Source organism: Paenibacillus maysiensis, from assembly GCF_000520815.1.
Lineage (GTDB): Bacteria > Bacillota > Bacilli > Paenibacillales > Paenibacillaceae > Paenibacillus > Paenibacillus maysiensis.
Genome location: NZ_ASRY01000216.1, coordinates 17,690 through 30,077, shown reverse-complemented (window position 1 = coordinate 30,077; position 12,388 = coordinate 17,690). Strand labels below are relative to the sequence as shown.

Annotated in this window: 14 protein-coding genes; 11 read left to right on the top strand and 3 right to left on the bottom strand. The window is 45.3% G+C overall.

The features are described from left to right. Positions 1–132 precede the first annotated feature (132 nt). Positions 133–378 (top strand): HPr family phosphocarrier protein, encoded by a 246-nt coding sequence (locus L696_RS0115835; protein WP_014279995.1) that lies wholly within the window; start codon positions 133–135, stop codon positions 376–378. Positions 379–480: 102 nt separating this feature from the next. Here L696_RS0115835 and L696_RS0115830 read toward each other — a convergent pair whose 3' ends face one another. Beyond that, a complete protein-coding gene (locus tag L696_RS0115830) occupies positions 481–1,269 on the bottom strand; it encodes a formate/nitrite transporter family protein (protein ID WP_013308962.1) in 789 nt (262 codons plus the stop codon). A 90-nt stretch (positions 1,270–1,359) separates the two neighbouring features. Beyond that, positions 1,360–2,142 carry a Cof-type HAD-IIB family hydrolase gene (locus L696_RS0115825; protein WP_025684520.1) on the bottom strand — a complete coding sequence of 261 codons (783 nt, stop codon included), beginning with the start codon at positions 2,140–2,142 and terminating at the stop codon, positions 1,360–1,362. A 198-nt stretch (positions 2,143–2,340) separates the two neighbouring features. Here L696_RS0115825 and L696_RS0115820 point away from each other — a divergent pair, with 198 nt between their 5' ends. From L696_RS0115820 to L696_RS0115805, 4 genes are all read left to right on the top strand, one after another. Then, entirely contained in the window at positions 2,341–3,357 is a 1,017-nt protein-coding gene (locus tag L696_RS0115820) for a WXG100 family type VII secretion target (protein ID WP_025684519.1), read from the top strand. 223 nt (positions 3,358–3,580) lie between these two features. After that, complete coding sequence (locus tag L696_RS0115815; RefSeq protein WP_025684518.1) at positions 3,581–4,342, top strand: SH3 domain-containing protein; 762 nt, start codon at positions 3,581–3,583, stop codon at positions 4,340–4,342. A gap of 69 nt (positions 4,343–4,411) precedes the next feature. After that, positions 4,412–4,960 carry a YcxB family protein gene (locus tag L696_RS0115810; RefSeq protein ID WP_025684517.1) on the top strand — a complete coding sequence of 183 codons (549 nt, stop codon included), beginning with the start codon at positions 4,412–4,414 and terminating at the stop codon, positions 4,958–4,960. A gap of 59 nt (positions 4,961–5,019) precedes the next feature. After that, complete coding sequence (locus L696_RS0115805) at positions 5,020–5,961, top strand: ATP-grasp domain-containing protein (RefSeq protein ID WP_025684516.1); 942 nt, start codon at positions 5,020–5,022, stop codon at positions 5,959–5,961. A 58-nt stretch (positions 5,962–6,019) separates the two neighbouring features. On the opposite strand, the gene L696_RS0115800 is transcribed toward L696_RS0115805, so the two are convergent. Then, positions 6,020–7,444, bottom strand: a complete 1,425-nt coding sequence (locus tag L696_RS0115800) for a hypothetical protein (protein WP_025684515.1) — start codon at positions 7,442–7,444, stop codon at positions 6,020–6,022. A 464-nt stretch (positions 7,445–7,908) separates the two neighbouring features. Between L696_RS0115800 and L696_RS0115795 the strand changes: the two genes are divergently transcribed. The 6 genes from L696_RS0115795 to L696_RS0115770 all read left to right on the top strand — a co-directional run bounded on the left by L696_RS0115795 (position 7,909) and on the right by L696_RS0115770 (position 12,347). Further along, complete coding sequence (locus L696_RS0115795) at positions 7,909–8,355, top strand: tellurite resistance TerB family protein (protein WP_025684514.1); 447 nt, start codon at positions 7,909–7,911, stop codon at positions 8,353–8,355. A 28-nt stretch (positions 8,356–8,383) separates the two neighbouring features. Then, positions 8,384–8,977: a TerD family protein gene (locus L696_RS0115790; RefSeq protein WP_025684513.1), complete on the top strand. Its 594-nt coding sequence runs from the start codon at positions 8,384–8,386 to the stop codon at positions 8,975–8,977. A gap of 47 nt (positions 8,978–9,024) precedes the next feature. Next, complete coding sequence (locus L696_RS0115785; protein ID WP_025684512.1) at positions 9,025–9,600, top strand: TerD family protein; 576 nt, start codon at positions 9,025–9,027, stop codon at positions 9,598–9,600. Positions 9,601–9,633: 33 nt separating this feature from the next. Then, complete coding sequence (locus L696_RS0115780) at positions 9,634–10,215, top strand: TerD family protein (RefSeq protein WP_025684511.1); 582 nt, start codon at positions 9,634–9,636, stop codon at positions 10,213–10,215. A 102-nt stretch (positions 10,216–10,317) separates the two neighbouring features. Next, positions 10,318–11,586, top strand: a complete 1,269-nt coding sequence (locus L696_RS0115775; RefSeq protein ID WP_025684510.1) for a TerD family protein — start codon at positions 10,318–10,320, stop codon at positions 11,584–11,586. A 26-nt stretch (positions 11,587–11,612) separates the two neighbouring features. After that, positions 11,613–12,347: a TerC family protein gene (locus L696_RS0115770; RefSeq protein ID WP_025684509.1), complete on the top strand. Its 735-nt coding sequence runs from the start codon at positions 11,613–11,615 to the stop codon at positions 12,345–12,347. Positions 12,348–12,388: the final 41 nt, after the last annotated feature.

Sequence of the window (12,388 nt, the reverse complement as noted above, 5' to 3'; positions counted from 1 at the left end):
TTCCAAATTATTGAAGTGATTATTGGCAAGTACAGTTTCTAAATTAAGATTTTGCAACATGCTTCATATGGGGTAAAGTGAAGTTGAGACTTGTTTCGTAAGTCCCAATTCAACGCAGGGGAGTGCTGTGCAATGATGACACCCATCAAGGTAAAAGACGTTAAGGATATTGAAAAAATCAATCAAATCGTTTCGAATTATACCTATGACATTTGGATTCATGGCAAAAGCGGCATGGCAGATGCCAAATCCATTTTAGGCATGTATGTGCTAAAGCTGGATGAACCGCTAACTCTGGTGGTACCTGACACCGTTAATCCCAAAAAGCTGTTCAAGGAGCTGGAGGAATTTATTCATTTTCCTGCTCAAGAAGGATAACAGATACGTAAACACCTGTAGACGCTGCATGCTCTAATTCAAAATGTACTAATTCAAAATAATGCAAAGAAGCCGTGGAACCTAAGTCCCACGGCTTCTTTTTTAGTGTTCTTCCTCGTCCAAAAACGGGAGATTCACCGAATAGTACATGACTCCCATCAGCAGCACACCGCCAACCAGATTCCCGAGCGTAACCGGAACGAGATTATGGATCACACCAGCGACAGAGACTGTACCCGGATGGTCCAGCACGAGGGCAATGGCGAAAGTACACATATTAGCCACGCTATGCTCATATCCCGAAATGAAAAAGCAGAACACGAACAGCATCATGGCAAACATTTTGGCGCCATTTTCCTTCATGAACATGGGCACGAAGAAGGCAAGGCAGACCAGCCAGTTACATAAAATAGCCCGGAAGAACAGCTGCATTGCAGGCGCTTCCATTTTATGCTCCACCACGTTCAGTAGAAAGCTGTTCACGCTGGAGGAGTCAAACAGCCCGGTTAAGTAAATAAGGAGCGCGAATACCCCCGCACCCAGCAAATTACCGCCATAGCTGGCAGCCCACAGCCGAAGCACCTGTCCCCAGCGCAGCTTTTTACGGAGCGCTGCATAGGTGTAATAGAAGGTATTGCCTGTAAACAAATCCCCGCCGCCGTATGCGATCAGAATGATAGCCGCCCCGAACGTAAGCGCCGCCATGGGATAAGTGAATGGAGAATGCTCCATGTAAAAAAAGTTGCCCGTCTTGAACGCTACAATAACACCGAACCCGATGAACATACTCGCCAGCATGGAACGCGCCAAATACCGGAGCAGGCTTTGCTTGTAAATTTTGTACTTCTTCATGGCTAGCTGTTCGACATTGCGTAAGCCTTCCGTCTCCATATCCAACGACAACCTCCTATTTTCTCGGATGTAAGTCTTTAAACAGACCTTATTTTTCCCGAAACATTGCCCAGTCAGTCAGCAATCCTGTTAGCTTAACAAACCAAGCTTTTGCAGCCCGTACAAAATGCCGTCTTCATCTGCGCGTTTTGTGACCATTTTAGCTGCGGCTTTGGCTTCATCACAGCCGTTGCCCATCGCGACACTGTTATGTATAGCCGTCAGCATCTCCACATCGTTCAAACCATCGCCAAAAGCGTATTGATTTTCATCGGCAATGCCAAGTCTGGACGTAATTTCGCGGATGCCCTTTGCTTTGGAGCCAGCGTGAGGAACAACGTCCACAGAGCTTGGATGCCAGCGTACAAAGTCAAAAGCTTTGAATACTGCTTCATAGAAGGGCTCTTCTTCTGCCGTACACATCAACAGCGTCTGATAGATATCTCTCCCCTGGAAATAAAGCGGATCGTATCCAACCGAAATTTTGGCCTTTAACGTTTGGACTGACTTCTCTACGAGCTCATCGTTAGGAATATTGGCCTTCATATTGGCATGATCCATATATACGATCGCATGATTATGTGTGAGTGCCAGATCGGTCATCGCTTGCAAGGCCTCTCTGTTCAGCGGATTGGTAGCGACGACTTCCCCGCGAAGCACGACATATTGCCCATTAAAGCTAACGTAGGAATCAATTTCTAACTGCTCGCGGATTTCCTTGAACATAAAAGGTGCACGGCCTGTTGCGATGGCCACCTCATGCCCTTGCTCCTTCAAAGCAAAGACAGCCTTTTCAGCCGTTAGCGGCATTTTTTTGTCATCGTCCAGTAATGTACCGTCGATATCGAAAAAGATAATTTTTTTGTCTGACATGTCCCAACACCTGACTTTCAATAATGTATTGTCGAAATGAACTCATATGAATTCATTATATCAAAGGAACTGCTTCTGAATACACAAATACGTATAAATCCTCATGAATGTCCGACTTCTATAGCTTACAATATGAAATAAGGATTACTGTAAAAAATAATGCCTATCTCCTATTTTCATAGACGGGATGTGATCATCATGACGAAAATCCAAGTCACACCGGAGCAACTGGATAGCGTGGCCTCCCAATTTGCCAATGCCCACGGAACACTGTATAACCAGTTAAACGGTCTGGATAACACAATGAACAATCTTCACAGCCAGTGGGACGGTATGGAGAGAAATCGCTTTTATAACGACTATCGGACGGCTAAATATACGCTTTCTTCCGCGTTAAACAAGGTTCAATCCATTGAAATTGAGCTGAAAAGCATTGCTTCGAAGTTTAGAAGTACGGATGACAACCCGCGTGGCTTCTGGACTGCATTAGCGGCGGCTATGAGCGCTAGTGCAGCGTCCGCGGGCGGTGGAGAAGCCGGGAAACACGCTGGAGATGCCTCCGAGCCGCCCCAAAACATAGATGACTGGGATCAGGCCGACGCCGATAAATACCATCAATATGAGAAATTACTGAAAGATGCCGAGGCGATTGGAGACAAGCAGGTTATGCAGAAAATCCACGACCAGATGAACGCCGTGCGGCTGCAATATGAGGACTCGGTGACCCGTACAGATTACAATACAGGAGAAACGTCAAAGATCACATCCGATTCTCTCGTCGCCGTCACCGAGCTGACAGGTAAGGATGGCACAAAAACGGATATTTCCATAGATAAAAAAGGTAACGTCGTCAGCTACCAGCAAAATACCGACAAATATGATTACTGGGTCCAAAAGCATACCCAATCCGCCGAAGAGCACGCTCTGGGTAAAACGGCCCAGACCGTCACCGGGTATGGCATAGGTCTTATTTTGTCGCGCGGAACTGGCGTTGGTGGTGCAGGTTCAGGTGCAGCCTCTGGCTGGGGAGAGCACGTCGTCGGCATCGGTGGCGGCATGATCAGTGACAAGGTACTATTCTCCGTTCCCGATGAGGGCGAAACCCGCACCATGATCTACCGAACCGACAAGGAAACCGGACATATCGAAAACATGATCATTGTCACCAAAGGTGAGAATGAAATGGAATACCGCTACTGGGAGGATTATAACTAGAAGTGGTATCTATAAAATCTACAGTCTTTTTTTCTGGAACAGGTGAGTGGCAGTTGGAAACTGTAAAACTCGCTAGCTGGAGAAGTCTGTAGATTTTTTTGTTTACCAAATTTTTCTGAAAACCGATATATTAATAGAAGGATACATATTCATGATCTGCGAAATAAATGAATAATTCAAAAAGACGAAAAATACTGGGTAGTTTTAGGGGGAGAAATAGTAAATGAAAAAAATAGGAGTCGGTGTATTGGGAGTAGCCAGCTTAATAATGCTTGCTGGGTGTAACGTACCATCTCAAATTGATATTAATATTAATGGCAATAAGGAGCAGTCTGAGCCAAGTAAGGTTCAGGAAGCTAAGAATTCAACCGCTACAAGCTCTGACACTCAAAGTGTTACTGGCAATGCAACTGCATCTAAGGTTAAAACGGCAACTGACAGCACAACTTCAACCTCTGAAGCATTACAAAAGAAATCCGTAAAATCTAGTTATCCGGTTAAGGAAACTGCGATTGAAGAAGATACATGGTACTGGCGTGTTACCGAGGCACAGGTGAATCTTCGAAAGGGACCAGATATTCATTCTCAGTCAATGGCTGTACTTGAGCGAGACGAAGAGCTTGAATATCTGCACCACAAATACATAGACCCTAATGATGATCGCATCTGGTATGAAGTGCAGACATGGGAAGGGAAAATTGGGTGGATAAGCAGTCGGGTCATTATCAAGTCTGATGGACGTTACTACAGTGGTTATGCGGATACGGAGGAGATCGAATACTGGCAGGTTACCGTGAGCCAGGCTAATTTGCGTGCAGAACCATCCATCAGTAGTAAATCTGTTGGTATTGTACACAATCAAGACTATTTAGAATTTCTACAAGATACTGTGTTGGACCCTAGTGACGGGCGAACATGGTATCGTGTTGAAACTTCTGATGGTTTAATCGGCTGGATTAGTAGCCGCGTTGTTTTGCGAGGGTAGGGAGATCTTAAAATTTCAATTTAAGGGTCATCTTCGGGAGGAACCGTATAACATCAAAGGAGTTATTTTATGCAATATTCTGGAATATTTAAGTACAAGTATAAGCTAACGATAAAAGATATCATGTTGTTTAATTTTTGTTGGACGTATCAGAAGTCTACGGGACTCCGTTATTTAGCGACAATCCAATTCTTAATGCTTATCATGGCTATTTATAAGCTCATAACAGATGATTACTTTCACACTAATACAATAGCTATGTTTTTCTTTCCAATCTTGGTTTTTGTAGTGATTCCATTCTTTTTGATCAGGGATGTGAAAGCTAATTACCTTAATCATCCGCAATGGCCTATTGAAAAAGAATATGAATTCTCAAAAGAAAGCCTCCACTTTACGTACTCTGCGGGGTACAACTGGGATGAAGTAAAGGGGGTCATTAATACGCTGACTGCCTTTTATATATTGTTGCCTAATCATAAGTTTGTATTGGTTCCCAAACGGATTTTTTCTAGTAGACTGGAGCGCCGACGATTCAAAGAACTGTTGAAAACCCAGATCGAATCTGAGAGATGGGATTATAATTTTATAGACAAAATGAGCAAATTAAATAGAAGCTGAACATGTCTGGTGCTGAAAGTAGTAGACTACTACACTTTATTGAAAGGAGGGTGATCCATATGCATCTTCTATTTTGTAGTGACCCTATGAATTCTAAAAGTGTAGATATGGATTATCGGGATGAGTACGAGGCAGCGCGTAGCCTTGGTTTTGAAACGGGTTTGGTCAGTTTTGACGATGTGACTCAGATTAAGCAGGCAGGATCTATTCAAACTATGGTGCCCAAGAATATACGAGAGCAAGTAGCTGAAAAAGGTAACGAGTACACGAACGCTTTATATCGTGGATGGATGTTAAGACCCGAGGCATACGGAGCTTGGACTGCGGCATTGGAGACACATCGTGTCAAGATGCTGACAAGTGCTGAGAGCTATAGGTTCTGCCACTATTTCCCTGAATCATATGCAGTAATTCAGGACTTTACGCCACGTAGTGTGTGGCTGGAGCAGGAGCAGTTGGATGTGAAACATATTCGAGAGGTGATCAAGTCTTTCGGAACATCGGCGCTTATGGTCAAAGATTTCGTTAAATCACGGAAGCACGATTGGCTGGAGGCCTGCTATATTCCAGATGCGACAGATGAGGAGCATGTGGAACGCGTGATTCGTCGTTTTGTTGAACTTCAAGGAACGGAAATGAATGGGGGTATCGTGTTAAGGGAGTTTGTACCCTTGGAATTTTTAACGAATCATCCGAAAAGTGGTATGCCTTTGTCCAAGGAATATCGTATTTTCTTTATGTTCGGGAAGCCAGTATTTATGGTCAATTATTGGGATGAAGCGGCATATGAGGAAGTTCAGGCAGATCTGGAGGACTTTATAAAGATAGCAGGTCAGGTTCGGAGTCCATTTTTCACGATGGATATTGCTCGTACGCAAGCGGGACAATGGATCATTATAGAATTGGGAGACGGGCAGGTTTCGGGATTGCCGGAACACACAGACCTTGAAGCGTTTTATACAAGCTTGAAAAAAGCTGTGGTGAACCGCGGATTATGGTAAAAGGCGCAGGGCTTCCGTTGAATTGGAAGGCTGCGCCTTTTCGTTGCTTTAATTAAATTTACTGGGCTTCCCCGTTCAAATAACGATAAAAGGGAGCATCCACCCAGAAGTGGGAGCTTTCCACCTCTACGCCGGGCTTGATTTTACGTAAGCCATCGGCAATGGAGGAAGCCTTGTCCGTCAGCGAAAAGGACTTGGCGTAATAGCGTCCTGCGCTGACCCGGTTGCTCGCAATCTCCGAGTAGGCTGAGCCGGGGGAGGACAGGGAGTAATAGAGCGGCTGCCACCAGGACTTAGCGATCAGGCCGGCTTGGTCTTCGCTGTTCTTTTTGGCGTATTGGTTGATGATAGTGTCAAAACGGTTCTTCTGCCCGATCGTCGCAAATTCGAGGGCAAGGTCAAACTCCTTGGAGTAGGCGATATAGTTACCGTTGTTGGTTTGTACGGCTTTATAGTTTTCGGTCTGGACAGGCTTTCCCCATTCTTTCAAGTATACAAAAGCCGAAGTTTTCGGTTCCAACTGTACTTTGGCTTGAATACCCTCGCTGCGAAGCAGCCCAATCAGCTGGATCGCGTGCTTGAGATCGCTGTGTCCGTAAGTAAGGGAAAGCTTCGGATCAAAATGGGCATCATAGCGGCTGTCCTTGATATTGTAGCCTGTGAATAGATTTTGCTGAAGTCCTGCGTCGAACAGGGCTTGCAGCTCTGGGGATTGGACAAGTATCTGTGTATCGTAGGCCTGATGGATTTTAGCAAAAATATCGTCATCCTGTACTTGACCGACGGTATTTTTGTATTCGCCGTGGAATGCCAGGACACGGCTTAGCACCTCGGCGGTGAATGACGCATCGGCCTGCTGGTCCGGCTGGAAGGAGGACAGCGCGCTTTGCGGCAGCAGTCCTGTATCTACAGCGACTGCCAGATCCTGCGAGGCCGCCAGACGGGTCTCAGCAGTTCCAGTCAATGTACGAATACCCGATTTAGTCAGCACAGCCTGCGCCTTATCCTCAGAGTATGTAGCAGCCAACTCAGTCAATCCAGCGGCTTTTACAGCTATACGGATCGCGTCGTTTTGTGTCAGGGGAGCAGACGGTTTTACGTCAGTGTTATCCAGAATACCTTCTGCATACAGTGCTGCCGCTTGGGCATACAACGGGTCATTTGAGCTTAAACCTGTAAAGGCGGTGTTTTTGTCCGCAGAAGCTGTACTTGAGCTGTTCAGGTTCAGCACGGTGGCAAGAGCGACGATATATTCCCCTTTTGTCGGGGTGGAGGATAGTTGAATGTTATAACGGTCCTTTAGATAGGTGAGCTGGTTGTCCGAATCAGTGATATTGCTTGAACTGGAGATGCTTACTTGCTGGACGACCGGGGCTGCGGCATAGGAATCAATAGGACTGGAAAAGGCAGCAATGAGTAGGGCAGTGGATAGTGGGATGATTTTCCAAGGAGATAGTCTTAGGTTGGCAAAAGGTGCTGTCATGTGAATTTCCTCCTAATTTGGCTATACTATTTTTTTATTATTCCCAGCTAAAAACTTGTAATTTGATAGAACAATAGCTTATTCCTCTCAAACTGTCAATCCATTTTAAATAATTATAGTTATCCGAAGGCAAATGATTATTATTAAAGGCAGCTAAACTGCTAGTTTTCGTCTCTGCTCTAATACTGTGAAGGTAGCATAGGGCTGTATTTAGCCACATATCCATATGAACGTATCTGCGCGGTATCTACGGACTTGCAATTGGGGTACCAAATGATGGATGATAGAAGAGGGCCTTTTATGTAGAAAATAGGGCTAAAGATAGAGAGGATACCAATAATAAATAGATCGTATTTACCGTATTTTTGTATATTATTGTAGAAAAAGATCGTAATTCAGGTTATAGTAAAGGAAGAAATTAACTAGGATGCATTTTACTCAAATACGTAATTGTGGAGGTAACCATGAGTACATTTAAAAATTGGCTGAATACAACTAAAAAAGGACTTGGAGACCAAGTTAAAAAATTTAAGAATAAGGATTTTATGGATGCTGTTGTTGCAGGTTGTGCATTAGTAGCTTTTGCTGACGGTACTATTAGTCCGGAAGAGAAAGCGAAAATGGCCGGATACATAAATCTCAGTGAAGAATTGAAAGTGTTTGATATGGGGGAGGTCATCAACCGTTTCAATCACTATGTAGCGAACTTTGAATTTTCGCCTGAAATCGGCAAACAGGAAGCACTCAAAGCGATTGGCAAATTGAAAGGCAAGCCTGAAGTGGGCCGACTCGTCGTTGGCGTATGTAGCGCTATTGGCGCAGCTGACGGTGACTTTGATGCAAATGAACAACGAATTGTCGCTGAAATTTGCGGCGCTTTGGGCTTGAATCCGTCTGAATTTAGTCTGTAAATTTTACGGAAGGGAGGTGTGTTAATCAGTGGCTGTAATTAATCTGGTCAAGGGCCAGAAAATTGATTTGACCAAAGGAAACGCAGGTCTAACCAAAGTTATTGCCGGATTGGGATGGGACCCGGTGCAGTCCAAAGGATTTTTTGGCATCAAGAAGCAACCGAATATTGATTGTGATGCTTCTGCCATTTTGCTGGACGCAAACGGAAAACTGACTCAATCGGACAATGTAGTATGCTTCCACAATAAAAAAAGCCCATGCGGCTCAGTCGTTCATTCCGGTGATAATCTGACCGGACAAGGCGACGGTGATGATGAACAAATTGCGATTGACCTGGCACGTATTCCTGCCAATGTCGACAAAGTGCTTGTTGTTGTGAATATATATGATTGCGTAAACCGGAAACAGGATTTCGGCATGATCGAGAAAGCGTATATCCGCATTCTGGATGGTGCTAATTCCAAGGAACTGGTCACGTTTAATTTATCTGATAATTATGAAGGACTGACTGCGCTGGTTTGTGGAGAACTCTATCGTCATAACGACGAATGGAAGTTTGCTGCCATCGGTGAGGGCACTCATGCCGTACATATTGATGTGCTGGCTCAGCGCTATATGTAATTTATTTTACGAATACAAAACTTAATTATGGAAAAGGGGTTCTTATCATGGCAATTAACTTATCCAAAGGTCAAAAGATTGATTTGACGAAAACTAATCCAGGCTTGTCCAAAATCACGGTTGGTTTGGGTTGGGATACGAACAAATACGACGGCGGTAAGGATTTTGACTTGGACGTATCCATATTTTTGGCTAATGCAGAAGGTAAAGTAGAATCGGATAAGAACTTCGTCTTTTTCAATAACCCACAAAATGAGAACGGCTCTGTTGTTCATACCGGTGATAACCGTACGGGTGATGGTGACGGAGATGACGAGCAAATTAAAATTGATCTGGGCAGCGTGCCAGCTAACGTTGAAAAGATCGCTTTTACGATTACAATCTATGAAGCACAAGAACGCAGCCAAAACTTTGGACAAGTGTCCCGTGCTTATGCTCGTATCGTTAATGAAGCAAACAATGAAGAATTGGTCCGCTTTGATCTGGGAGAAGATTTCTCGATCGAAACAGGCGTTGTTGTAGGCGAACTGTATCGTCATAGTGGTGAGTGGAAGTTCAATGCCATTGGCAGTGGCTACCAGGATGGTCTTGCAGGGTTGACTCGCGATTACGGTTTGGTGTAACTAAAATCTATACAAAGAAAGCAGGTATAAAGTATGACCATTAGTCTTTCCAAAGGACAACGTATTGATCTGACCAAAACGAATCCCGGCTTGACCCGTGTTGTCGTAGGTCTTGGATGGGATACGAACAAATACAGCGGTGGCGCGGACTTTGACCTGGATGCTTCGGCTTTCCTGCTTTATGAAGATGGCAAAGCGAAAACTGCGGATGATTTTGTATTTTACAACAATCCAACAGGCGGAGCAGAATCTGTGACCCATACAGGCGATAACCGCACAGGTGAGGGCGATGGGGATGACGAGCAAATCATCGTTGATTTCTCGAAGATTCCTGCGAACATCCACCGTATCGGGATCACGGTTACCATTTATGATTACGAGGCACGCGCGCAAAACTTTGGTCAAGTGTCCAATGCTTTCGTACGTGTGGTAGACGCAGCGACGGATCGTGAAGTGCTGCGCTACGATTTGGGAGAGGATTTCTCCACCGAAACGGCCGTGGTATTCTGTGAATTTTACCGTCAGAATGCGGACTGGAAATTCCAGGCGATCGGCAGTGGCTTTGCTGGTGGATTGGGTGCGCTTGCTAAAAACTATGGCTTGGACGCTCAATAATATCCACTTGGGGTGGTGTCCATAGGGCGCTACCCTTTCTTTTTAAGCCATTGAATGGGCGTACGCTGACACATGACAAACGGACAGAAAGGTGACACAATCATGGCTGTTATCGTAGTAAAGGGACAGAAGGCGGATTTGACCAAAACGAATCCGGGTCTGACCCATGTCAACGTAGGGATTGGCTGGGAGTCCCCAGCGTCTCTGGAACTGGATACTTCGGCATTTTTGCTGGGTCCTGGAGGAAAAGTATCAGGCGATGAGGATTTAATTTTTTATAACAATCCAACCACGCCCTTTATCACATATTCAGACGGACAACAGTCCGGTGACAAAAAGCAATTTGCCCTTGATCTGACGCGAATTCCGGCAAACATCGAGAAGATTGCGTTTACGTTGACGATTTATGATGCGGATCAGAAACGGCAAAATTTTGGACAGGTTCAAGGTGGGTTCATTCGTTTTGCTCATCCGGTTAGCGGAGAGGTTTTGCGGTTTAATTTGGACAGCGGATTTACAGTGGAAACGGCGATTGTCATTGGGGAATTGTATCGTCATAACGGGGAATGGAAATTCAACGCGATTGGCGCGGGTTTTTCCGGTGGATTGGATGCGTTGTGCGTTAATTTTGGGATTGAAGTGGAAAATAATCCGGCTCCTCCGGCGCCAGTGCCTGCACCACCGTCTCCAACGCCTCAGCCAGCACCAACACCGCCGCCAGCACCTCCTGCTCCGAAGCCTGAGCCATCTGTAACACCGGTGAATCTGAATCTGCGCAAAATTGAGCTGAAGAAGAAGGGCGACACCATCAATCTGAAAAAAGGCTCGGGCGGATTGGGTGAAATCCTGATCAATCTGAACTGGAATCAGGTGCAGCAGAGCAAGGGCTTTTTCAGTCGTGGCTCCAAGGGTGTCGATCTGGATCTGGGCTGCTTGTATGAGATGAAGGACGGGGATAAAGGTGTTGTTCAGGCGCTAGGTGAAGCTTTCGGCTCGCTGACTCGCTTCCCGTACATTGCCTTGGACGGCGACGACCGTACTGGTTCTGTGAAAACAGGGGAAAATCTCCGCATCAACGGAGCCAAAATTTCTGAAATCAAGCGAATTTTGGTGTTTAGCTTCATTTATGAAGGCGTTACGAACTGGTCGCAGGCGGACGGGGTGGTCACGTTGTACCAGAAGGACGGACCGGATATTGTCGTTCACCTGAATGAACATGACAACCGCAAGGGGATGTGTGCGATTGCCATGCTCCAAAACGTGAACGATGAAACGTTCAGCATTGAAAGACTCGTGCAGTTCTATGGCGGTCATCGTGAGTTGGATCGTGCACATAACTGGGGCATGCGCTGGTCGCAGGGTAGCAAATAAACTGAATTATCGGAGGCACTCTTTTCATGTTGAATGATTTATTTAAAAATATCAGCGAGAACTACGGCCATTTCTTCTCATGGAGCGATGTTGTAGCTACGCTTTCTGACCCGGTGAGTTGGGGGATTATTGGAACTCTCATTTTGCTGGAAGGTCTTTTGTCGGCGGATAACGCCTTGGTTCTCGCGGTTATGGTTAAGCATTTACCGAAGGAGCAACAGAAGAGAGCCTTATTTTACGGGATTTTGGGTGCGTATATATTCAGGTTCCTGGCCATCGGCTTGGGTACATTCCTGATTAAGTTCACGCTGATTAAGGTACTGGGTGCGGCCTATCTTCTCTATATTGCTTATAAGGGCTTATTCAAGTCCGAAGGTGAAGGAGAAGTGAAAAACAAACCTACTTCTTTCTGGAAAACGGTATTAATGGTCGAACTGATGGATATTGCCTTCAGTATTGACAGCGTCATTGCCGCTTTTGGTGTGAGCGAGAAGGTATGGGTTCTGTTCCTGGGTGGTATTCTCGGCGTTCTGATGATGCGCGGTGTTGCTCAAGTGTTCCTCAAGCTCATTGATAAATTTCCGGAACTGGAACAGACAGCCTTTATTATGATCGCCATTATCGGGGGTAAAATGCTGGCTGCTGCTTTTGGCTTTCATATGTCGCAGGTCTTGTTCTTCGGCATTTTGATTGCCGTCTTTGTAGGCACAATGGTTATTAGCTCGGCGAAAAGAAAGAAAAAGGCCGACGAAGAGGCTTAATGTACAAAGTATAGCGAAATCCCTCCTGAACTTAAGGGGGG